This is a genomic window from Sphingomonas carotinifaciens, from assembly GCF_009789535.1.
Lineage (GTDB): Bacteria > Pseudomonadota > Alphaproteobacteria > Sphingomonadales > Sphingomonadaceae > Sphingomonas > Sphingomonas carotinifaciens.
Map to the genome: position 1 here is coordinate 955,001 of NZ_WSUT01000005.1, position 20,975 is coordinate 975,975.

General features: G+C 65.0%; 19 protein-coding genes, 2 tRNA genes, 2 rRNA genes and 1 pseudogene. 17 read left to right on the top strand and 7 right to left on the bottom strand.

Annotated features, from left to right (window positions below; translation table 11 throughout):
• Positions 1–244: 244 nt before the first annotated feature.
• From GQR91_RS06490 to GQR91_RS06500, 3 genes are all read left to right on the top strand, one after another.
• Positions 245–3,104 (top strand): 23S ribosomal RNA (locus GQR91_RS06490).
• 127 nt (positions 3,105–3,231) lie between these two features.
• A 5S ribosomal RNA gene (gene rrf / locus GQR91_RS06495) occupies positions 3,232–3,346 on the top strand.
• An 81-nt stretch (positions 3,347–3,427) separates the two neighbouring features.
• Positions 3,428–3,504 (top strand) — tRNA-Met (locus GQR91_RS06500).
• A 58-nt stretch (positions 3,505–3,562) separates the two neighbouring features.
• On the opposite strand, the gene GQR91_RS06505 is transcribed toward GQR91_RS06500, so the two are convergent.
• Complete coding sequence (locus tag GQR91_RS06505; RefSeq protein ID WP_149683602.1) at positions 3,563–4,297, bottom strand: SDR family NAD(P)-dependent oxidoreductase; 735 nt, start codon at positions 4,295–4,297, stop codon at positions 3,563–3,565.
• A 135-nt stretch (positions 4,298–4,432) separates the two neighbouring features.
• Here GQR91_RS06505 and GQR91_RS06510 point away from each other — a divergent pair, with 135 nt between their 5' ends.
• Entirely contained in the window at positions 4,433–4,753 is a 321-nt protein-coding gene (locus tag GQR91_RS06510; RefSeq protein WP_235904209.1) for a winged helix-turn-helix transcriptional regulator, read from the top strand.
• Between the two features lie 208 nt (positions 4,754–4,961).
• Here GQR91_RS06510 and GQR91_RS06515 read toward each other — a convergent pair.
• Positions 4,962–5,036 (bottom strand) — tRNA-Thr (locus GQR91_RS06515).
• Positions 5,037–5,120: 84 nt separating this feature from the next.
• Here GQR91_RS06515 and GQR91_RS19105 point away from each other — a divergent pair.
• Positions 5,121–5,288, top strand: a complete 168-nt coding sequence (locus GQR91_RS19105) for a hypothetical protein (protein WP_160146870.1) — start codon at positions 5,121–5,123, stop codon at positions 5,286–5,288.
• On the opposite strand, the gene GQR91_RS06520 is transcribed toward GQR91_RS19105, so the two are convergent.
• Positions 5,285–7,078 (bottom strand): aminopeptidase P family protein, encoded by a 1,794-nt coding sequence (locus GQR91_RS06520; protein ID WP_149683604.1) that lies wholly within the window; start codon positions 7,076–7,078, stop codon positions 5,285–5,287. The two genes, GQR91_RS19105 and GQR91_RS06520, sit on opposite strands and share 4 nt — an antisense overlap.
• 129 nt (positions 7,079–7,207) lie before the next feature.
• Here GQR91_RS06520 and GQR91_RS06525 point away from each other — a divergent pair, with 129 nt between their 5' ends.
• Genes GQR91_RS06525 through GQR91_RS06540 form a run of 4 tightly spaced genes read left to right on the top strand, consistent with a single transcriptional unit; the run spans position 7,208 to position 10,776 of the window.
• Entirely contained in the window at positions 7,208–9,268 is a 2,061-nt protein-coding gene (locus GQR91_RS06525; protein ID WP_149683605.1) for a S9 family peptidase, read from the top strand.
• Entirely contained in the window at positions 9,244–9,840 is a 597-nt protein-coding gene (locus GQR91_RS06530; protein ID WP_235904210.1) for a DedA family protein, read from the top strand. Before GQR91_RS06525 ends, GQR91_RS06530 begins: the two co-directional genes overlap by 25 nt.
• On the top strand, positions 9,837–10,232 hold the full coding sequence (locus tag GQR91_RS06535; protein ID WP_112384250.1) for an acyl-CoA thioesterase: 396 nt from the start codon (positions 9,837–9,839) through the stop codon (positions 10,230–10,232). Before GQR91_RS06530 ends, GQR91_RS06535 begins: the two co-directional genes overlap by 4 nt.
• A gap of 49 nt (positions 10,233–10,281) precedes the next feature.
• Entirely contained in the window at positions 10,282–10,776 is a 495-nt protein-coding gene (locus GQR91_RS06540; RefSeq protein WP_149683606.1) for a methylated-DNA--[protein]-cysteine S-methyltransferase, read from the top strand.
• A gap of 106 nt (positions 10,777–10,882) precedes the next feature.
• Here the strand turns inward: GQR91_RS06540 and ppc are convergent, their stop codons facing one another.
• The 3 genes from ppc to GQR91_RS06555 all read right to left on the bottom strand — a co-directional run bounded on the left by ppc (position 10,883) and on the right by GQR91_RS06555 (position 14,664).
• Positions 10,883–13,558: a phosphoenolpyruvate carboxylase gene (ppc, locus tag GQR91_RS06545; RefSeq protein ID WP_149683607.1), complete on the bottom strand. Its 2,676-nt coding sequence runs from the start codon at positions 13,556–13,558 to the stop codon at positions 10,883–10,885.
• A 91-nt stretch (positions 13,559–13,649) separates the two neighbouring features.
• Entirely contained in the window at positions 13,650–14,075 is a 426-nt protein-coding gene (locus GQR91_RS06550) for an EF-hand domain-containing protein (protein ID WP_149683608.1), read from the bottom strand.
• A gap of 22 nt (positions 14,076–14,097) precedes the next feature.
• Positions 14,098–14,664, bottom strand: coding sequence for an HNH endonuclease (locus GQR91_RS06555; RefSeq protein ID WP_149683609.1), 567 nt, complete (start codon positions 14,662–14,664; stop codon positions 14,098–14,100).
• Between the two features lie 95 nt (positions 14,665–14,759).
• On the opposite strand from GQR91_RS06555, the gene gluQRS reads away from it, so the two are divergent.
• Genes gluQRS through egtD form a run of 5 tightly spaced genes read left to right on the top strand, consistent with a single transcriptional unit; the run spans position 14,760 to position 18,693 of the window.
• The gene (gluQRS, locus tag GQR91_RS06560; RefSeq protein ID WP_149683610.1) at positions 14,760–15,605 is read left to right on the top strand and encodes a tRNA glutamyl-Q(34) synthetase GluQRS; all 846 of its coding nucleotides are present in this window, start codon (positions 14,760–14,762) and stop codon (positions 15,603–15,605) included.
• Positions 15,606–15,615: 10 nt separating this feature from the next.
• Positions 15,616–15,843 (top strand): twin transmembrane helix small protein, encoded by a 228-nt coding sequence (locus tag GQR91_RS06565; RefSeq protein WP_112384244.1) that lies wholly within the window; start codon positions 15,616–15,618, stop codon positions 15,841–15,843.
• A 4-nt stretch (positions 15,844–15,847) separates the two neighbouring features.
• Positions 15,848–16,408, top strand: coding sequence for a cob(I)yrinic acid a,c-diamide adenosyltransferase (locus GQR91_RS06570; protein ID WP_149683611.1), 561 nt, complete (start codon positions 15,848–15,850; stop codon positions 16,406–16,408).
• Positions 16,409–16,448: 40 nt separating this feature from the next.
• Positions 16,449–17,714, top strand: a complete 1,266-nt coding sequence (gene egtB / locus GQR91_RS06575) for an ergothioneine biosynthesis protein EgtB (RefSeq protein WP_149683612.1) — start codon at positions 16,449–16,451, stop codon at positions 17,712–17,714.
• 1 nt (position 17,715) lies between these two features.
• Positions 17,716–18,693 carry an L-histidine N(alpha)-methyltransferase gene (gene egtD, locus GQR91_RS06580; RefSeq protein WP_149683613.1) on the top strand — a complete coding sequence of 326 codons (978 nt, stop codon included), beginning with the start codon at positions 17,716–17,718 and terminating at the stop codon, positions 18,691–18,693.
• Positions 18,694–18,707: 14 nt separating this feature from the next.
• Here the strand turns inward: egtD and GQR91_RS06585 are convergent, their stop codons facing one another.
• Positions 18,708–19,241 (bottom strand): Ivy family c-type lysozyme inhibitor, encoded by a 534-nt coding sequence (locus GQR91_RS06585; RefSeq protein WP_149683614.1) that lies wholly within the window; start codon positions 19,239–19,241, stop codon positions 18,708–18,710.
• Between the two features lie 69 nt (positions 19,242–19,310).
• On the opposite strand from GQR91_RS06585, the pseudogene GQR91_RS06590 reads away from it, so the two are divergent.
• The 3 genes and pseudogenes from GQR91_RS06590 to GQR91_RS06600 form a co-directional block, all read left to right on the top strand.
• A pseudogene (locus GQR91_RS06590) lies at positions 19,311–19,553 on the top strand (DUF1810 domain-containing protein); the annotation flags it as partial.
• 77 nt (positions 19,554–19,630) lie between these two features.
• Positions 19,631–20,760 (top strand): IS3 family transposase gene (locus GQR91_RS06595; RefSeq protein WP_164727739.1). Its coding sequence is split into 2 segments (ribosomal slippage): positions 19,631–19,883 and positions 19,883–20,760, totalling 1,131 coding nucleotides; the frame shifts between segments, so codons are not numbered across the junction.
• 24 nt (positions 20,761–20,784) lie between these two features.
• Positions 20,785–20,958: a DUF1810 family protein gene (locus GQR91_RS06600; RefSeq protein WP_183961219.1), complete on the top strand. Its 174-nt coding sequence runs from the start codon at positions 20,785–20,787 to the stop codon at positions 20,956–20,958.
• Positions 20,959–20,975: the final 17 nt, after the last annotated feature.

Genomic DNA, 20,975 nt, shown 5'->3' on the forward strand with positions numbered 1-20,975 from the left:
TGAATGGGTTCTTAAAATCGATGCCGTGAAGGTATCGGCTTTGAGGGAAGCGGGCGGCCTGCGAGGGCAGCCATTGCGGAACTGCAAGGCTGGTTCATTTCACTAAATCTGGCTGAGATTATAACATCCACACCGAATATCACCTCGACGCATTTGCCGAGTGGTGGTGGAACCGTGTGTTGGTGCGCGCAAGCGTATCGGCAAAAGGTTCGACGCCCAGCGTTGCTGGTGGTGGTGTGGGCTCTCAAGCGTGAGGTAAGGGCAATTCGTGGATGCCTTGGCATGTACAGGCGAAGAAGGACGTGGCACGCTGCGATAAGCTGCGGTGAGGTGTGAGCAACCTTTGACCCGCAGATTTCCGAATGGGGAAACCCACCTATCCGTTTAATCAGCTGAGCCGTTTGGCGGTGCGCATCGGGTCCCATCAAAGTAATACTTTGATGGGTGCCCTTCATGCGTATTGTCGAGGGGCCTAGGTGGTTAGGCGGTTCAGGTATCTTGAGACTGAATACATAGGTTTCGAGAAGCGAACCCGGTGAACTGAAACATCTCAGTAGCCGGAGGAAAAGACATCAACCGAGATTCCGTTAGTAGTGGCGAGCGAAGGCGGACCAGGCCAGTGCCTGAATTTCAACTAGCAGAAGCGTTTGGAAAGACGCGCCATAGCGGGTGACAGCCCCGTATGCGAAAGTGAGAATTCAGGACTCGAGTAGGGCGGGACACGTGAAATCCTGTCTGAACATGGGGGGACCACCCTCCAAGCCTAAATACTCGTACATGACCGATAGCGAACTAGTACCGTGAGGGAAAGGTGAAAAGCACCCCGATGAGGGGAGTGAAACAGTACCTGAAACGGATTGCCTACAAGCAGTTGGAGGGCCCTTTGAGGCCTGACAGCGTACCTCTTGCATAATGGGTCTGTGACTTAATGTTTCAAGCAAGCTTAAGCCGATAGGTGTAGGCGCAGCGAAAGCGAGTCTGAATAGGGCGCTTTAGTTTGAAGTATTAGACCCGAAACCCGGCGATCTAGGCATGACCAGGATGAAGGTGCGGTAACACGCACTGGAGGTCCGAACCGATTAACGTTGAAAAGTTACCGGATGAGTTGTGTTTAGGGGTGAAAGGCCAATCAAGCCGGGAAATAGCTGGTTCTCCGCGAAAACTATTGAGGTAGTGCCTCGAGCGGACACCATAGGGGGTAGAGCACTGGATGGTTGCGGGGGTCGCGAGATCTACCAACACTAACCAAACTCCGAATACCTATGAGTGATACTCGGGAGACAGACGGCGGGTGCTAAGGTCCGTCGTCAAAAGGGAAACAGCCCTGACCTACAGCTAAGGTCCCCAAGTCACGTCTAAGTGGGAAAGCATGTGGAAATCCCAAAACAACCAGGAGGTTGGCTTAGAAGCAGCCATCCTTTAAAGAAAGCGTAACAGCTCACTGGTCTAAACAAGGGTTTCTGCGGCGAAGATGTAACGGGGCTCAAGACGTGCACCGAAGCTTAGGGTGTGATCTTTGATCACGCGGTAGCGGAGCGTTCCGTAGGCCTGTGAAGCGATCTGGTAATGGGTCGTGGAGGTATCGGAAGTGCGAATGCAGACATGAGTAGCGATAAAGAGGGTGAGATGCCCTCTCGCCGAAAGACCAAGGGTTCCTGCGCAAGGCTAATCCGCGCAGGGTGAGCCGGCCCCTAAGACGAGCCCGAAGGGGGTAGTCGATGGGAACCACGTTAATATTCGTGGGCCTGGTGGTGTGTGACGGATGGTGTGTGTTGTACGGCCTTAACGGATTGGCCGTGCTTCGAAACTGTCCCGGGAAATAGCCCCACCGTATAGACCGTACCCGAAACCGACACAGGTGGTCAGGTAGAGTATACCAAGGCGCTTGAGAGAAGTGTCCTGAAGGAACTCGGCAAATTGCCTCCGTACCTTCGGAAGAAGGAGGCCCCACATGAGCGCAAGCTTTTGTGGGGGGCACAGGCCAGGGGGTAGCGACTGTTTAGCAAAAACACAGGGCTCTGCTAAGTCGGCTTCAAGACGACGTATAGGGCCTGACGCCTGCCCGGTGCCTGAAGGTTAAGTGGAGGAGTGCAAGCTCTGAAATGAAGCCCAGGTAAACGGCGGCCGTAACTATAACGGTCCTAAGGTAGCGAAATTCCTTGTCGGGTAAGTTCCGACCTGCACGAATGGCGTAACGACTTCCCCACTGTCTCCAGGACATGCTCAGCGAAATTGAATTCTCCGTGAAGATGCGGAGTACCCGCGGTTAGACGGAAAGACCCCGTGCACCTTTACTGCAGCTTCAGAGTGGCAGTGGACAAGAACTGTGTAGCATAGGTGGGAGGCTTTGAAGCATCGGCGCCAGCTGATGTGGAGCCATAGGTGAAATACCACCCTGTTGTTGTCTACTGTCTAACCTCGTACCGTGAAACCGGTACAGGGACCCTCTGTGGCGGGTAGTTTGACTGGGGCGGTCGCCTCCTAAAGAGTAACGGAGGCGCGCGAAGGTTGGCTCAGGCCGGTTGGAAACCGGCTGTTAGAGTGCAATGGCATAAGCCAGCCTGACTGCGAGACTGACAAGTCGAGCAGAGACGAAAGTCGGTCATAGTGATCCGGTGGTCCCTCGTGGAAGGGCCATCGCTCAACGGATAAAAGGTACGCCGGGGATAACAGGCTGATAACCCCCAAGAGCTCATATCGACGGGGTTGTTTGGCACCTCGATGTCGGCTCATCACATCCTGGGGCTGGAGCAGGTCCCAAGGGTTTGGCTGTTCGCCAATTAAAGTGGTACGTGAGCTGGGTTCAGAACGTCGCGAGACAGTTTGGTCCCTATCTGCCGTGGGCGTCGAAATTTGAGAGGAGTTGACCCTAGTACGAGAGGACCGGGTTGAACGTACCTCTGGTGTACCTGTCGTCGTGCCAACGGCGCAGCAGGGTAGCTATGTACGGACGGGATAACCGCTGAAAGCATCTAAGCGGGAAGCCTCCCTCGAGATAAGATTTCATCAAGAGCGGTCGAAGACCACGACCTCGATAGGCCGGATGTGGAAGTGCGGTAACGCATGGAGCTAACCGGTCCTAATTGCTCTGGTCGCGCTTGAGAGCTCCACACCCCCACCATCAGCCCTGGGCTAGATGAACGGGTGGATGGAAATAACTCTCAGCCAGATAAAACTTCCAAGGTGCATCGATTTCATCCCAACACAACCGCATGCTCGCAGGCTCCATTGCCTGGTGGCCATAGCGTCGGTGTCCCACCCGATCCCATCCCGAACTCGGCCGTGAAACCCGACCGCGCCAATGGTACTATCGCTCAAGCGATGGAAGAGTAGGTCGTCGCCAGGCATTGAAGCCCGCGAACATGCACACAAAGAACCCATTCACATCCCCCTTGCGCCACACAGCGCAAGAACAAAACCTCACCACCGCGGGGTGGAGCAGCCCGGTAGCTCGTCAGGCTCATAACCTGAAGGTCACAGGTTCAAATCCTGTCCCCGCAACCAAACTCCGAAAGCGCCCCGGTAGCCCATGCTCCCGGGGCGCTTTCGCGTGCACAGCCCGTTAAACCTGCGCCAGCCCCCCGTCGACAAACACCTCAGCCCCCGTCATGAAACTGCTGTCACACGACGCCAGAAAGGCCGCAGCCGATGCCGTCTCCGCCGGATCGCCAAGCCGGCCCAGGGGCGTCATCGCACCCAAAGCCTCCATGTCCGATGCACCGACCACCTCCGCTGCCAGATCAGTCCGCGTCGGACCCGGCGACAGCACGTTTACTCGGATGCCCGTTCCCGCCAGATCGAGCGCCCAGCTACGCGCCAGGTTGCGGATCGCGGCCTTGCTGGCGCTGTAGACGCTGAAGCGTGGCGTACCCATCACGCCGGTGCTCGAACCCGTCAGGATGATCGACCCGCCGGCGTTCATCAGCGGCAGTGCCTTTTGCACCGTGAAGATCAGTCCCTTCACATTGGTGTCGAAGGTGTTTGCATAATGTTCGGGCGTGATCTCTCCCAGTGGCACCAGCGCGCCCGTGCCGGCATTGGCGAACACGATGTCCAGCGATCCTCGCTGTGCCTGAACGGCCGCATAAAGCCGATCCAGACCGTCGAGGTCCGTCACGGACCCCTGCACGGCCACCGCATTCGGGCCCAGCTGCGCGGCCGCACGGTCGAGTGCGTCCTGCCTGCGGCCGTATAAGAAGACGAACGCGCCCTCGTCCACGAAGCGCTGCGCAGTCGCCAGCCCGATGCCGCTGCCACCACCGGTCACCACCGCCGTTTTGCTATCCAGTCTTTTCATATCATGCCTCCTTTGAGCGAGGCGGAGGTGGCAAGCTATGCACCTATCGACTAGTATGCACCTTTTGGTAAGTAGCTAACGATCACAAATACCGCGCCCACCGGTTTCTCCTGCGGACTCGATGCGACGCTCAGAGTGATCGCTGGCAAATGGAAGCCGCTGATCCTCTACTTCCTGTTGCAAGGCCCCAATCGCTACGGTGCGTTGAAGCGTGCCGTGCGCTGCGTCAGCGACAAGGTTTTGATCCAGCAGTTGAAGGAACTGGAAAGCGATGGCGTCGTGCTGCGTACCGATCACAAGGAGGTGCCGCCACGGGTCGATTATACACTTACCCCGCTGGGGCGCAGCCTGGCAGAGGCCTTGGAGCCGCTATGCATATGGGGCGTAGAGAATATGGACGCGGTTGCGCGCGTTCTGGCCGACCGGGAGGCCTGGAAGCAAGGCCCGTCTGGTTAGCCGCTGCTGGGTCGTGGTGAAGCATGACGACCCGACGCATCGGCCATCTTCATACGAAAACGGCCGGTCATTCGATCGTGGCAATCGCCGGTGCTCGATCTTCGCTCATCGGGAATGGATACGGTGCGTCAGGTGCGTGGTATCACGCTCCGGAAGATGCATGAGGCTGAGATTTGCCCCTTTTGCCGACGTCAACGTCGGAAGAAAATGGTGCTGCCGGTGAGGATTGAACTCACGACCTCAGCCTTACCAAGGATGCGCTCTACCACTGAGCTACGGCAGCACTCGCGTTGCAACGCGGGAAGCGCGCCTAGACCGGATTGGCGCGTCATTGTCAAGCGGTTGTTGCAAGGATTATGCACAACGCATGACAGATGATGACAAGGCAGCGCGACTGGCAGCGCGGTTGCGGGAGAATTTGCGGCGGCGGAAGGCGCAGGCGCGGGCCGCGGCGGGGGGTGAGACAGCGGGCGACGTAGGGGGCGACGTAGGGGGCGGGGCGGTGTCGCCCCCGGTGCCCGAGGAACGGGATTAGAGGGGCGCGCACTTGGCGTGCAGCCAGGCGCGGTCGTCCTCGGCCAGGTCGGGGCCAAGTGCCTGAGCGACTTGCGCATGATAGGCGTCGACCCATGCGCGCTCGGCATCCGTAAGCAGGGCCGCGTCAATCAGCGTCCGCTCGATGGGGCAAAGGGTCAGCGTCTCGAACCCCAGCATGGCGCGATCGGCGCCCGGAATGTCGCAGGGTTCGACCAGGACGAGATTTTCGATGCGGATGCCGTATTCGCCGGCCTTGTAATAGCCGGGTTCGTTGGAGAGCAGCATGCCGGCGCGCAGCGGCTCCATGGCGGCCCCGCCGGGATAGTTGGGCGCGGCGATGCGCTGCGGCCCCTCATGGACCGACAGATAGGCGCCGACGCCGTGGCCGGTACCGTGCGCATAGTCGAGACCGGCCTCCCATAACGGGCGACGGGCCAGTGCATCGATATGGCCACCCAACGTCCCATCGGGAAAGACGGCCGTGGCCAGCCCGATATGGCCCTTGAGCACGCGGGTGAAGCGGTCGCGCATCTCAGGCGTGGGATCGCCGATCGGCATGACGCGGGTGATGTCGGTGGTGCCGTCATCATATTGGCCGCCGGAATCGATCAGGAAGAGCTGGCCCGGCACGATGGGGGCGTTGGACTCCTCGGTGACGTGATAATGCGGGCTGGCGCCGTGCGCGCCGGTGGCGGAGATGGTGGCGAAGCTGGTGTCGCGCAATCGCCCCGTCGCCTGGCGACAGGCGAGCAGCTGTGCCGCGGCGGACAGCTCGGTCTGGCCACCCCCGGGGCATTCCTCCTCCACCCAGCGCAGGAAACGGACCATCGCGGCACCGTCGCGCAGCGAGGCGGCGCGGTGGCCGGCCAGCTCGACCGGGTTCTTGATCGCCTTGGCCAGCACCACGGGATCGCGCAGCGTGAGTACGGTGGCGCCGCCGGCCTCCAGCGCCTGAGCGATCGCGGCCACCGCCCGCTCGGGATCGGCGACGATGCGCTTGCCCGCAAAGCCGCGCAGCCCGGTGTCGAAGTCCGCACGGTCGTGAAGGCGCACGGCATTGCCGAGATGCTGGCGCACCGCATCGGTCAGCTTGGACGGGGCGACGTAGAAATCGGTCTCGCCGCTGGCGTGCACGACCGCATAGGACAGGGCGACCGGCGTGTGCGCGACGTCCCCGCCGCGGATGTTGAGCGCCCAGGCGATCGAGTCGAGCGCAGACAACACGACCGCGTCGGCGCGCTGCTCGACCAGCCAGTCGGCGATGCGCGCGCGCTTTTCGGCCGAGGTCGCGCCGGCCAGCGCGTCGTCCTGCACGACGAGCGGGGCGGGCGAGGGTTGCGGCCGATCCGTCCAGACGGCGTCGACGGGGTTTTCCGCCACCGCGACCAGGATCGCACCGCGGGCGCAAAGCGCGTCCGCCATGTCCTGCACCTGGGTGCGGGTGTGGAGCCAGGGGTCATAGCCGATACGGCCCCCCTCCGGCGCGTGGACGGCGAGCCAGCCGGCAAGGCTGCCCTGCGGCACGCCGACATAGTCCCAGTCGTCGGCCGCGACCTGCTCGCGGACCTGCAGCGTGTAGCGGCCATCGGTGAAGATCGCCGCGCGGTCCGCCAGCACGACCGCGCTGCCCGCCGAGCCGCCGAAGCCGGTCAGCCAGCCGAGACGCTGCGCATAGTCGCCGACATATTCGCTCATATGTTCGTCGGTGAGCGGGACGATGAACCCGTCCAGGCCGATGACGGCGAGGCGGGTGCGAAGCTGGGCGAGGCGGTCGGCATGCAAAGACATGGCGGCGGTTTGGCAGAAACAATCCTGGCACAATAGTCCCCGATCTTTCGCGTGCCCGCCCGCCGGTCATTCCCGTTGATGCGGAAAACCGCCTCGACCGCACCCGCGACGAACCGCTAAGGCAAGGAAATGACCGAACCGACGCCCCCCGTCGCCGAACAGCGGCCGCACAGTTTCACCGCGCATGGCATCACGATCGAAGACCCCTATGCCTGGTTGAAGGACCCGGACTATCCGGAGGTGGGCGATGCCGACGTACTGGCCTATCTGGAGGCCGAGAACGCCTATTTCGAGGCGATGATGGCGCCGCGTCAGCCGCTGGTCGACCGGCTGTACGAAGAGATGAAGGGCCGCATCAAGGAGGACGAATCCTCCGTGCCGCAAAAGGATGGCGACTGGCTGTACTGGACCGCGTTCGAAACCGGTGGCCAGTATCGCAAATGGTGGCGCAAGCCGGTCGGCGGTGGCGACGACGAATTGTTGCTCGACGAGCCGGCGCTGGCCGAGGGCAAGGAATATTTCCGGCTGGGCGCCTTTGCGGTCAGCAACAATGGCCGGCTGCTCGCCTATGCGATCGACGATACGGGGGGTGAGCGGTTCGAGGTGCGGGTCAAGGACCTGACCACCGGCGAGCACCTGCCCGAGGTGATTCCGGGGATGCTGTCCGACATCGTGTGGACCGCGGACGATGCCGGGTTCCTGTACGGCCTGGCCAATGACCAGTGGCGGACGGACAATGCCCGGTTCCACCGGATCGGCACGCCGGTGGCGGACGATGTCGTGCTCTATACCGAAGCGGACGAAGGCTACCGGGTCGCGGTGGCGGAAACATCGTCGCGCAAATGGATCGTGATCGGCACGGGCGACCATGTGACGAGCGAGGTGCGGCTGTTGCCCGCCGACGATCCGCTGGCCGAGCCGATCCTGGTCGCGCCCCGCAAGGAGGGGCGCGAATATGATGTGGACGAGCATGACGGCACGCTGTTCATCCACACCAACGACATCGATCCGATGTGGCGGCTGTGCACCGCCGCGATCGAGGCGCCGGGCGACTGGCATGAACTGATCGCCCCGGACCCGCATTTCTACATGACGGGTGTGGAATGCTATGCGGGCTTCTTCGTGGTGGAAGGGCGCGAGGACGGTTTGGACCGGATCGCGATCCACCGCTACGACGCGCCGACGGTGCCGCAGCGGATCACGTTTCCGGAGGCGAGCTATACCGCAGGGCTGGGCGACAATCCCGAATATGACGTGTCCGTGCTGCGGCTGGGCTATGAATCGATGGTCACGCCGGGGACGGTGTACGACTATGACGTGGCGACGGGCGAGCGCACCACGCTGAAGGTGCAGGAGATCCCGTCGGGGTATGACGCGGCCAGGTACCGGACCGAGCGGTTGAAGATCGCGGCGCGCGACGGAACGCCGGTGCCGGTATCGATCGTCTATCCGGCGGATTTTCCGCGCGACGGGACGGGCAAGCTGTTCCTCTATGCCTACGGCGCCTATGGCTATGCGATCCCGCCGGGTTTCTCGACCGGGCGGATGAGCCTGCTTGATCGCGGCTTTGCCTATGCCATCGCGCATATTCGCGGGGGCGACGATCTGGGCCAGCAATGGTATCTGGACGGCAAGCTGGAAAAGCGCACCAACACCTTCAACGACTTTGTCGATGTGGCGCGCGGCCTGATCGCCGATAGCTGGACGCATGCGGGCGGGATCGCGATCGCCGGGCGTTCGGCGGGGGGCGAGCTGATGGGTGCGGTGGTCAATTCCGACCCCGAACTGTGGGGTGCGGTGATCGCCGACGTGCCGTTCGTCGACGTGCTGAACACGATGATGGATGCCGACCTGCCGCTGACGCCGGGCGAATGGCCGGAATGGGGCAATCCGATCGAAGACAGGGCGGCGTTCAAACTGATCCGGTCGTACAGCCCGTATGACAATGTGGCTGCCCATGCCTATCCGCCGATGTTCATTTCCGGCGGGCTGAACGATCCGCGCGTCACCTATTGGGAGCCGGCGAAATGGGCGGCGCGGCTGCGCGCCACCAAGACGGACAACAACCTGCTGCTGCTGAAGACCAACATGGGGGCCGGGCATGGCGGCAAGTCCGGCCGGTTCGAAAGCCTGCGCGAGGCGGCCGAGGAGCATGCCTTCGTGCTGTGGCAGATGGGGATCGAAAGCTGAGCATCGAGGCGATCGTTGCCCGCTGGGGCGTCGCCGCGATCGGCCTGGGGGCCGGGCTGGAGGGCGAGACGGCGGTGATCGCCGGCGGATTGCTGGCGCATCAGGGACTCGTTTCGCTGCCCGGTGCGATGGCGGCAGCGGCGGCGGGCTCGTTCGTGGCGGACCAGGCGTTCTTTGCCGCCGGGCGGCGGTTCCGCGAAGTCCGCTGGGTCAGGCGGCTGCGCGAGAGCAAGGTCTATGGCCGGGTGATGGGGATGCTGGAGCGGCATCCGATCGGGTTCATCTTCGCCTTTCGCTTCCTCTATGGCTTGCGGACGATCAGCCCGGTGGCGATCGGGACGAGCACGGTGCCAGCGCGGTTGTTTCTGGGTGTCAACCTGGCGGCGGCATGCCTGTGGGGGGCGACGTTCACCGCTATCGGCTACCTGTTCGGGGAAGGATTGACCGAGCTTCTGGGGCGGTGGCGACCGCGCGCGGTGCATGTTCTGGCCGCGGCGGCGCTGGTCATCGTGGCCGGCGCGATCGGGTGGTGGTGGCGACGCCGGCAGGCGCAGGGCGAGGGTGAGGCATGAACCGGTATAGCTGCACGATCGTCGCCCGCGACGACGATATCGACGAACTGGGCCATGTGAACAATGCGGTCTGGGTCCGGTGGATCCAGGATGTCGCGACCGCGCACTGGACGGCAGCGGCCCCGCCTGAGCATCTGGACGCCTATGTCTGGGTCGTCACGCGGCACGTGATCGATTATCGCGGCAATGTGCGCGCCGGCGAGGCGGTGACGGCGGAAACCTGGGTACCGCAAGCGCCCAAGGGCGCGCGGTTCGACCGGCACATGCGCTTTACCGGCGCGGATGGGCGGGTGAAGGTGGATGCGGTGACCACCTGGGCGCTGATCGACCGGGCGAGCGGCCGGTTGTTGCGGGTGACGCCGGAGATCGCCGCGCCGTTCCTGGCGGTTTGAGCGCAAGCGGCGGGACGCCCATGCCACCGATCCGCGCTAGGGTGACGGGATGACACAAAGCTTCACGATCCTGCCTTCACCCGTCGGTGCGTTGACGCTGGTCGCCAGCGACGATGCGTTGCACGCGGTGCTGTGGGAGGATGACGATCCGGCACGGGTGCGGACGGGCGCGGTGACGCGGGCGGACGATCACCCGGTACTGCGCGAAACCGTGGCGCAGTTGCAGGCCTATTTCGCGGGCCGGTTGCGCGTCTTCGACCTGCCGCTGGGGTTTGTGGGGACGGATTTCCAGAAGGCGGTGTGGGCGGGATTGCTGGCGATCCCTTATGGCGAGACGCGCAGTTACGGGGCGCTGGCCGCGACGATCGGGCGACCCGGCGCGTCGCGCGCGGTGGGGGCGGCGAACGGACGCAATCCGATCTCGATCATTGCGCCGTGCCACCGGGTGGTGGGGGCCAGCGGCGCGCTGACCGGCTTTGCGGGCGGGCTGGCGGTGAAGGAGCGGTTGTTGCGGTTGGAGCGGGGTGGGGTGGCGTTGCTATAGGGGATTAGGACGCCAGCAGTGCTGCGCTGCTTGGCGGCCCCTCACCCTTCCCATCGCCTTCGGCGACGGGCCCCTGCCCTCTCCCCGCAGGGGAGAGAGAAAGTCATCAGCCGGAATTGCGCAGTGCGGTGGCGATGGCGTTGATCGACAGCAGGATGCCTTCGCCGATGCGGGCATCGTCCTCGCCGGCGCGGTGGCGCTTCATCAATTCGATCTGAAGGAGGTTGAGCGGCTCGATATAGGGCAGGCGCAGGCGGATCGAGGTTTCCAGCGCGGGATGCTTTTCGAGCAGGCGGGACTGGCGGGTGATCTCCAGCAGGCCGTCATGCGTGCGCTGCCATCCGTCGCGGATGCGGCCGAAGATGGTGTCGCGCAAGGCCTTGTCCTCGACCAGCGTGGCATAGCGGCCGGCGATGCCGATGTCCGACTTGGCGAGGACCATTTCCATGTTGGCAAGCGTCGCGGCGAACAGCGGCCATTCTTCCGCCATGTCGGCGAGCAATGCCTTGTCCCGGCAGCCGGCGATGGCGTGGCCGACGCCGTACCAGCCGGGCAGCATGACGCGCGCCTGGGCCCAGCTGAACACCCAGGGGATGGCGCGCAGATCCTCGATCGCGTCGGATTTCTTGCGGCTGGCCGGGCGGCTGCCGATCTTCAGGCCCGCGATCTCGGCGATCGGCGTCATCTGGCGGAAGAAGGTGCGAAAACCCTCCGTGCCGTAGACGAGATCGCGATAGGCACGGAAAGCGGTGTCGGACAGCTGGTCCATCACCGCGCCGAACCGCGCATTGTCGGGCGCGGACAGATGCTCGGGCTCCAGGCTGGCGAGCAGGGTGGCGGACGCCATCGCCTCCAGATTCGCCATGGCGGTGGCGGGGGTGCCGTACTTGCCGGCGATCATCTCGCCCTGTTCGGTGATGCGGATGCGGCCCTGCACGGTGCCGTGCGGTTGCGCGCGGATCGCGGCAAAGGCGCTGCCGCCGCCGCGCCCGACCGCGCCGCCGCGACCATGGAACAGCTGCATCGCGACGCCGGCTTCCTCGAACACGGGGGCGAGCGCGGTGGAGGCCTTGGACAGCGACCAGGTGGAGGTGAGATACCCGCCGTCCTTGTTCGAATCCGAATAGCCGATCATCACTTCCTGATACCCGCGCGCCCGCGCGATGGCAGCGATCTCGGGCAGCGCGAAATAGGCGCGCATGATGTCGGGACCGGCTTCCAGATCCTCGATCGTCTCGAACAGGGGTACCGCCATGATCGCGGCGCCGGGCTCCGCGCCGGGGCGGTAGAGGCCGACCTCCTTCAAAAGCAGGTTGATCTCCAGCAGGTCGGACACCGACTTGCCCATCGAGACGATGTAATTGGTGATGCAGCCGGGGCCGTACCGGGCATGGGCCTCCGCCGCGGCCTGGACGATGGCGAGTTCGCCGGTCGTCTCCTCCGAATAGCTGGCGAAGCGCGAGGCGAGCGGGCGGGCATTGGCGAGTTCGCGACGCAGCAGATCGACGCGCGCATCCTCGTCCAGCGCGGCATAATCGCCCTCGACCCCGGCGACCTTGAGCAGTTCGGCGACGACGCGTTCGTGCACCGCCGAGTTCTGGCGCAGGTCGAGCGTGGCGAGGTGGAAGCCGAACGTCTCCACCGCGCGGATCAGCCGGCCGAGCGCGCCGCCCGAGGCCAGCGCACCGCCGCCGGAGCCGGCCAGCGCGCGGGCGATGGCGATCAGATCGGCACGAAAGGCGCGCGGGTCGGGATAGGGTTCGCCGGTCAGGCGGCCGGGGCGCGGAGAAGCCTTGCCGGTCAGCGCCTGATGCGTGGCGGCAAGGCGGGCGTAGATGCCCGACAGCGCGCGGCGATAGGGTTCGTCGGCGCGGCTGGCGGCGGTGTCGCCGCTCGCCTCCGCCAGCGCGAGTACGGCTTCATCGACCTGCGCATGTTCGGTGGAGATGGACAGTTCGGCGCCGAGCGCATGGACCGCATCGCAATAATAGCCGAGTGCCGCCTCGCTGGCGCGGGCAAGGGCGGTGCGTAGCGAATCCGCGGTGACATAGGGGTTGCCGTCGCGATCGCCGCCGATCCAGCTGCCGGGGCGCAGGAAGCTGGCAATGCGGTGGCCGAACGCCTTGTCCCAGCGCTGGTAGAGGGCGGGCAAGGCGGGCAGGAAGACGTCGCGCAGATAGGATAGCGCGGTTTCCACCTCGTCGGTGACGTAGAGGCGTTCGCGGCGCAGTACCCGCGTCTGCCAGAGCAGTGCGATCTGGCGCCCGATCGCGGCCTCCACCGCATCGCCATCCGGCGTCACCTCGCGACCACGATCGCGCATCTCCATCAAGTCGGCGATGCGATTCTTGTGATCGATCATGCTCTTGCGGCGCACCTCGGTCGGGTGCGCGGTGAGAACGGGAGCGACGAGCCCGCGGGCGAGCAGGTCGGAGGCTGCCTTGCGATCGATACCCTCGTCCGCGAGGCGGGCCAGCGCCGCGGTCAGGTCCGCACCCTGCTCCGTGGCGATGCCCTGCCGATCCTCCGCCAGATTGGCGAGCATCGAGAACAGCATGAAGCCACGGACGAAATCGAGCGTCTCGCCAAGATCGAGCTGTTCCAGTTGCAGGTCGACGGCGGCACCGTCGCCGATGCCCCGATGCCGTTCGACCGAGGCCCGGCGGATCGCCTCCGTCGCTTCGAACAGGCGCTCGCCGCCATAAGCGCGGATGACCTCGCCGAGCTGCGCGCCGAGGAAGCGGATGTCGGGATTGTTCGCGATCGGGGGAAGACTGGCCATGGCGCCTAGTGCTGCAACGCAACAGGTGGAAGGTCAACCGGTGGCCGCGCGTAATTTTCTTTTGCCGCCCCGCCGATCGGGTGGGAACCAATCAGTTGGCGTTGTTGAGCGCCACCGGGTTGGTCGGCGTGGTGGGGCGCTCGGTACGCGAGCTTTCGCGTTCCTCCGAGGTCACGGCACCGTCGCGGTTCAGGTCCATGCGGTCGAACCAGTTGAGCGTCCCCTCGGAAAATTCGCTGTGCGTGACCTCGCCATCGCCATTGCGGTCGAGTTCGCGGATGCGGGAATTGCCGCTGGGCATTTCATTGTCGGTGATGATGTCGTTGCCGTCGCGGTCGAGCGTGCGGAAGCGGCGGTCCATCATGCCGCCGAAATCGACGCGCGAGGTGACTGAGGGCGGCACGAAGCCGGCAGCGGCAGCGCGTTGATCCGCTTCCCGTTTTTCCTCGCTATGGTTGTTGCACGCGGTGGCCAGCAATGCCGTACCGAGAGCCAAGCCGATCGTCGCAAGCCGCATTTCCGCCGTGCTTCCCTTGTCGTTACGCGTCCAGTTCAACGTCCCAATAGAGCCAGTCGTGCCATGTTTCATGCAGATAATTGGGCGGGAAGCTGCGACCATGTTCCTGCAGATGCCAACTGGTCGGGCGGATCGGTTCGATATGGAGCGGCATCGCGGCCTGTTTGGGCGTACGTCCGCCCTTTTTGAGGTTGCAGGGTGCGCAGGCGGTGACGACATTCTCCCATGTGGTGCGGCCGCCCTGCGCGCGCGGCACGACATGATCGAAGGTCAGATCGCGGTGCGCGCCGCAATATTGACAGGCGAAACGGTCGCGCAGGAACAGGTTGAAGCGGGTGAAGGCGGGAAATTGCGAGGGGCGGACGAATTGCTTGAGCGCGATGACCGAAGGAAGCTGGATCGTCGCGGTCGGGCTGCGCACGGCGCGTTCATAGTGCGCGACGATATCGACACGGTCGAGGAACACGGCCTTGATCGCCGTCTGCCAGGGCCAGATCGACAGCGGATAATACGACAAAGGCGTGTAATCGGCATTCAGGACCAGCGCCGGGCAACTGTCCGGATGCCGCATCAGGTCGGGATGAAACACGGCTCCTCCCTTCATGGTGCCGTGGACATCTTCGCCCAACGGCGTGACAGGCGCATGACAGCACGGGCAATGATTTGGGGTCAAGGGGCGACGCGATGATCGTCACGCGTTTCGCGCCGAGCCCCACCGGGCGGCTGCACCTGGGCCATGCGCTGTCGGCGGTGCGCGCGCATGGCTTGGCGCGGGCCGCGGGGGGACGGTTTCTGGTGCGGATCGAGGATATCGACGGTACGCGCAGCCGCCCGGAACATGTCGAGACGATCCTGGCGGACCTGCGCTGGCTGGGTCTGGACTGGGACGACCTGTCGTTCCAGTCGCAGCGGCTGGACCGCTATGCGGCGGCGCTGGGCGATCTGCGCGGGCGCGGGCTGGTCTATCCCTGTTTCTGTACGCGGGCCGAGATCGCGGCAAGTGCATCGGCGCCGCATGGAATGGCACCGCTCTATCCTGGGACGTGCCAAGCCCTGACGCCGGCCGAACGAGCCGGACGGATGGCGACGCCGCATTGCTGGCGGCTGGACATGGCGCGTGCGGTAGCGATGGCCGGGCCGCTGACGTGGCATGACGCCACGGCGGGTCGGGTGACCGCGGTGCCGGGGGTGCAGGGCGACGTCGTGCTGGCCCGCAAGGACGCGCCGTCCTCCTATCATCTGGCGGTGAGCGTCGACGATGCCGCGCAAGGGGTTAGCGATATCGTGCGCGGGGCCGACCTGTTCGACGCGACCCATGTTCACCGGCTGCTACAGGCGCTGCTGAACCTGCCGGTACCGCGCTATCATCATCATCCGCTGATCCTGGGCGCGGACGGGCAGCGGCTGGCCAAGCGGCACGGCGCGCCGGCGCTGGCCGACATGCGGGACAGGGGCGTGGATGGAGTCGCGCTGGCGGCGGACTTGCGGCGGGATATTCTGCCCACTGGATTTTCGCTGGGGAAGGCTTAGCTTCATCGTCATGAACACCTTTCTCGTGATCCTGCTGATCGCGGCAATGATCGCCACCGTGGTGGCGATGGTGCGCGGCATCGTCTCGTTTCTTCAGGAAGCGACCATGCAGGCCAAGGGCGATGGGCCGAGCGCGGCGGCGCTGAAGTCCAATCGGATGATGCAGATGCGCATCTTCTTCCAGGCGCTGGCGATCCTGATCGTGGTGCTGATCCTGTTCCTGGCCGGCCGGACCTGATCCGCTGGTCAAGCTGAACAAGATCTACACGCGTACCGGCGATGCCGGCACGACGGGGCTGGTCGATGGATCGCGGCGGTCCAAGGCGGATGCGCGGATGATCGCGATCGGCGAGGTGGACGAGGCGAACAGCGCGATCGGTGTCGCTGCAACCCTGGCCGACGAGGGGATGCGCGCGGCACTGATGCGGGTGCAGAACGACCTGTTCGACCTGGGTGCCGATCTGGCGACGCCGGGGGACGACTTTGCGCCATCGGCGATGGTACTGCGCGTCGTGGCCGCGCAGGTGATGCGGCTGGAGACGGAAATCGACGCGATGAACGCGGGGCTGTCGCCACTGACCAGCTTCATCCTGCCCGGCGGCAGTGCGGCGGCGGCGGCGCTGCATCTGGCGCGCGCGATCGTGCGCCGGGCGGAGCGGGCGGCGGTGGCGGTCGACGAGCCGCTGAACCCGGAGGCGCTGCGCTATCTTAATCGTTTGTCGGACTGGCTGTTTGTCGCCAGCCGTGAAGTGAACCAAAATGGCGCCGGGGACGTTCTGTGGGTGCCCGGGGGATTGCGCTAGGTTAATCAAAGCCAGCCAGCATTCGGGTCGGAGCACCCGAATGGCCAGCGATGCCGCCTATCCATTTGCCGCCGCCTCGCTGGGCCTGGCGGACCGGTTTCTTGCCGTACGATCACTGACCCTGGCGCTGGCCGAGCGATTGTCGGATGCCGACGCGACGGTGCAGTCGATGCCCGATGCGTCGCCCGCGAAATGGCATCTGGCGCATACCACCTGGTTTTTCGAAACCTTCGTGCTGCGCGATCATGTGCCGGGATACCGGCTGCACGACGAGCGCTGGCCGTTCCTGTTCAACAGCTATTACGAGGCGGAAGGGCAGCGGCACGCGCGACACCGCCGCGGAATGGTGACGCGGCCGACAATGGACGAGGTGCGGGCATATCGTGCCCATGTCGATGCGGCAATGGTGGCGGCGATCCCCGACCTGGTGCCGGACGTTGCCGCGCTGGTGGATCTCGGCTGCCATCACGAACAGCAGCATCAGGAACTGTTCGTCACCGACATGCTGCACCTGTTCAGCGAGAACCCGCTGGAGCCGGCCTGGTACCCGGCGGCGCGCAAGGTGCCCGTGGCGATGCCGGGGCCGATCGGCTGGATCGCGGGGCGCGAAGGCGTCGTGGAGATCGGGCATGACGGCGCCGGCTTCGCGTTCGATTGCGAGGGGCCGCGGCATGCCGCGCTGCTGGCGCCGCACGCATTGGCAGACCGGACGATCACCAATGGCGAATGGATCCAGTTCATCGCGGACGGCGGATACCGCGATGCGCGACACTGGCTGGCTGACGGCTGGGCATGGGTGAAGGCGGAAGGGATCGCCGCGCCGCTTTATTGGGAGGAACGCGACGGCGGCTGGACGCGCTTCGGATTGGACGGGCGGCGCGCGGTCGATCCGGCGGCGCCGGTGACCCATGTCAGCTTCTTCGAGGCGGATGCCTTTGCCAGTTGGGCGGGCGCGCGATTGCCGACCGAGGCGGAATGGGAAGCCGCGGCCGAGGCGCATGATCCGGCGGGCGGCAACCAGATGGACGAGGCGGGCGCGGTGGAGCCGCGGCCGACGGCGAGCGGCCCCGGACTGTTCGGCAATGTGTGGGAATGGACGGGCAGCGCCTACCGCCCCTATCCCGGCTTCCGAGCGGCCGAGGGCGCGGTCGGCGAGTATAACGGCAAGTTCATGAGCGGCCAGTTCGTGCTGCGCGGTGGCAGTTGCGCGACGCCGCGCGGCCATGTGCGGGCATCGTACCGCAACTTCTTCTACCCCCATCAACGCTGGCAGTTCACCGGCGTTCGTCTGGCAAAGGACCTGTAGGATGCTGAAGCCCGAGATCGAGGACGGTCAGGCGTCGCTGGCCGACCCGGCATTTCGCGCCGATGTGGTGAGCGGCCTGGCGCGGCGGCCGCGGGCGATCCCCGCCCGCTGGTTCTATGACCGGCGCGGCTCCGAGCTGTTCGAGCAGATCACCGACCTGCCCGAATATTATCCCACCCGGACCGAGACGGCGATCCTGGAGACGATCTGTTCCGAGGTCACGGAGCGCGTCGGCAAGGGGCGGGCGGTGGTGGAGTTCGGATCGGGATCGTCCACCAAGACGCCGATCCTGCTGCGCTGCGCCGATCCATCCGCCTATGTGCCGATCGACATTTCCGGCGACTTCCTGCGGGCGTCGACCCGCGTGCTGGCGGAGCGGTTTCCCGACCTGTCCATGTATCCGGTGGAGGCCGATTTCATGCGGCCGATCGCGCTGCCCGCCGCGGTGGCGGACAGCCCCAAGCTGGGGTTCTTTCCCGGATCGACGATCGGCAACATGACGCCGTTGATGGCGACCGACCTGTTGCGGGCGATGCGCGCATCGCTGGGCGAGGGGGCGATGCTGCTGATCGGGATGGACCGGATCAAGGCGGCCGATGTGCTGGTGCCGGCCTATGACGATGCGGCGGGGGTGACGGCGGCGTTCAACCTGAACCTGCTGGAGCGGATCAACCGCGAACTGTGCGGCGACGTGCCGGTGGCGGCGTTCCGGCACAAGGCGGTGTGGAACGACGACCGGGCGCGGATCGAGATGCATCTGGAGGCGACGAGGGACGTCGACTTCACCGTCGACGGACGACCGTTCGCCATGGCGGCAGGGGATACGATCCACACCGAGAACAGCCACAAATATGGCGCTCGCGATGCCCGCATCCTCCTGCGTGCCGGCGGGTGGACGCCGGTGGCGGAATGGACCGACCCCGATGGGCTGTTCGGCGTCTATCTGGCCGAGGCGCAGGCAGAGCGGCCGGCGCCTTAAAGCCTGCCGCCCCCTCAACTCCCTTGCGGGCAATCGCCGGGGCGGGTTTCGGGGGCGGCGCCACGATACCAGCGGCTGGTGTTGCCCATGGTGTCGGCATTGTGGTGGCAAGCCTCCGCCTTTTCGCCATCGGGGGTGACCAGGAACGTCCAGTTGTTGTCGCCGCAATTGTGCGGTTCGCAACCATGGGCGAGCAGGCGGCCGCCGGTCAGCACGATGGGCGTGGTGACCGCGTCGGTGGCGACGATCTGGCGGCGGACCGCCTGATCGCCGACCGCGCGGTTGAGGGCGTCGGCCACCTCGGTGCGGTTGTAGAAGGTGACGCCCGACACCGCATCGGCGGGATAATGGCCGACATAGGCGGTGAGCGGCTGGCCATGTTCCTGGCCGGGGAGCGGCGTGGGACGGGCGGTGGTGGGGGGCGTGAAGTTGGCGGCCACGGCCTCGCGATCGGCATCCTCGCTGGTGCCGCCACCGCCGCAGCCGGCCAGGGCGAGCGCGGCGAGGAGGATGGCGGCGGACGATCGCGGCAACGACGCATGGCGCATGAGGCTTCTCTCTCCTGACCTTTGGCCCGACCCTTGGAACGCTCCGCCTGTGCCGGCGGTTGCGGGGCGATGGACGACCATGATCTCGAACGTTTCGTTGCGGCGCAAGCGGGCACGTACGACCGCGCGCTGGCCGAGTTGAAGGCGGGTGCCAAGCGAAGCCATTGGATGTGGTTCGTGTTTCCGCAGATTGCCGGGCTGGGGCAGAGCGCGATGGCGCGGGCCTATGCGATCGGCTCGATCGGGGAGGCGCGGGCCTATCTGGCGCATCCGGTGCTGGGGCCGCGACTGCGCGAGGCGAGTGCGGCGGTGACGTCCCCCCTGTTTTTTCATCCATGTTGAGTGAGAGTTTTCCGGCCCTTTGAAGCCTGCGGGCAAGGAGCTGGAACATGAAGAAGTCGAGGTACACGGAAGAGCAGATTGCGTTTGCGCTGAAGCAGGCGGAGATGGGCACGCCGGTGGCCGAGGTTATTCGCCGGATGGGCGTGTCGGAGCAGACGTTCTACCGCTGGAAGAAGGTGTATGGCGGGCTGGGCGTCGGCGAGCTGCGGCGGGTCAAGCAGCTCGAGGACGAGAATCGTAAGCTCAAGCAACTCGTCGCGGATCTGAGCTTGGACAAGCATATCCTGCAGGACGTGCTCGCAAAAAAGCTCTGACGCCTGGGCGACGGCGCGAGATCGTCGCGCACGTCCAGGCGTCCCATGGCGTCAGCGAGCGGCGTAGCTGCCTCGCGCTCGGCGTCGACCGCTCGTCGGTGCGGTACGTGTCGCACAAGCCTGACCAGGCGCCGCTGCGGTTGCGCATCCACGATCTGGCGGCGGCACGGGTGCGCTACGGCTATTTCCGGATCTACATCCTGCTACGCAGGGAAGGCTGGCTGGTGAACCATAAGCGCGTCTATCGGCTCTACCGGGAAGATGGGCTGAGCCTCCGGCTCAAACGTCCTCGGCGCAACGTCAGCGCTGCGAACCGCGAACGCCAGCCCGCAGCGTCGGCGCCTAACGAGATGTGGTCGATGGACTTCGTCTCGGATGCCTTGTTCGATGGCCGACGGCTGCGGGCGCTGACGGTGGTCGATGCCTTCATCCGTGAAGCGCTGGCGATCGATGTCGACCAGGGCATCAAGGGTGAACAGGTCGTGGCGGCAATGACGCGGATTTCGGCGACACGTGGTGCGCCCAAGACCATCCGGGTCGACAATGGTCCGGAGTTCATCTCGAAAGCACTGGATCGATGGGCGTACGAGAACGGCGTCACGCTCGACTTCTCGCGGCCGGGCAAACCGACCGACAACGCCTTTGTGGAGTCGTTCAACGGCCGCCTGCGTGACGAGTGCCTGAACAGCCACTGGTTCCTGTCACTGGCGGACGCAAGAACCAAGATCGAGGCCTGGCGGTGGGACTATAACGAGAGCCGTCCTCACACGGCGCTTGGCTGGCTGACGCCAGCCGAATATGCTGCATCCGCCGGGGTTAACCCCGGCGGATGCAGTCCGGAAGCTCGCATCCTGCCCGGATGAGAAACCGGGGGACCGTCAGCGGTACTGGCGGCGCCGGGCAGCGCGGAGGCAATCATGGGGGGTATCGATGCGACCAAGCTGCGGTCCTCCATGACGCTGTTCGCGCATGCCGCCGACGAGGACGGCGCGGTGTTCCGGGCCGTGCTCGACCGCTTCTATGGCGGGCGGGAGGACGGGGAGACGGTGCGGCGCCTGTAACGACGCCGCGACCGCCC

Excerpts from the sequence above, each read along its gene's own strand:
- GQR91_RS06505 (WP_149683602.1), bottom strand. The coding sequence starts at position 4,297 with ATGAAAAGACTGGATAGCAAAACGGCGGTGGTGACCGGTGGTGGCAGC.
- GQR91_RS19105 (WP_160146870.1), top strand. The coding sequence starts at position 5,121 with ATGACAGATGATGACAAGGCAGCGCGACTGGCAGCGCGGTTGCGGGAG.
- GQR91_RS06520 (WP_149683604.1), bottom strand. The coding sequence starts at position 7,078 with ATGTCTTTGCATGCCGACCGCCTCGCCCAGCTTCGCACCCGCCTCGCC.
- GQR91_RS06525 (WP_149683605.1), top strand. The coding sequence starts at position 7,208 with ATGACCGAACCGACGCCCCCCGTCGCCGAACAGCGGCCGCACAGTTTC.
- GQR91_RS06535 (WP_112384250.1), top strand. The coding sequence starts at position 9,837 with ATGAACCGGTATAGCTGCACGATCGTCGCCCGCGACGACGATATCGAC.
- GQR91_RS06540 (WP_149683606.1), top strand. The coding sequence starts at position 10,282 with ATGACACAAAGCTTCACGATCCTGCCTTCACCCGTCGGTGCGTTGACG.
- ppc (WP_149683607.1), bottom strand. The coding sequence starts at position 13,558 with ATGGCCAGTCTTCCCCCGATCGCGAACAATCCCGACATCCGCTTCCTC.
- GQR91_RS06550 (WP_149683608.1), bottom strand. The coding sequence starts at position 14,075 with ATGCGGCTTGCGACGATCGGCTTGGCTCTCGGTACGGCATTGCTGGCC.
- gluQRS (WP_149683610.1), top strand. The coding sequence starts at position 14,760 with ATGATCGTCACGCGTTTCGCGCCGAGCCCCACCGGGCGGCTGCACCTG.
- GQR91_RS06565 (WP_112384244.1), top strand. The coding sequence starts at position 15,616 with ATGAACACCTTTCTCGTGATCCTGCTGATCGCGGCAATGATCGCCACC.
- egtB (WP_149683612.1), top strand. The coding sequence starts at position 16,449 with ATGGCCAGCGATGCCGCCTATCCATTTGCCGCCGCCTCGCTGGGCCTG.
- egtD (WP_149683613.1), top strand. The coding sequence starts at position 17,716 with ATGCTGAAGCCCGAGATCGAGGACGGTCAGGCGTCGCTGGCCGACCCG.
- GQR91_RS06585 (WP_149683614.1), bottom strand. The coding sequence starts at position 19,241 with ATGCGCCATGCGTCGTTGCCGCGATCGTCCGCCGCCATCCTCCTCGCC.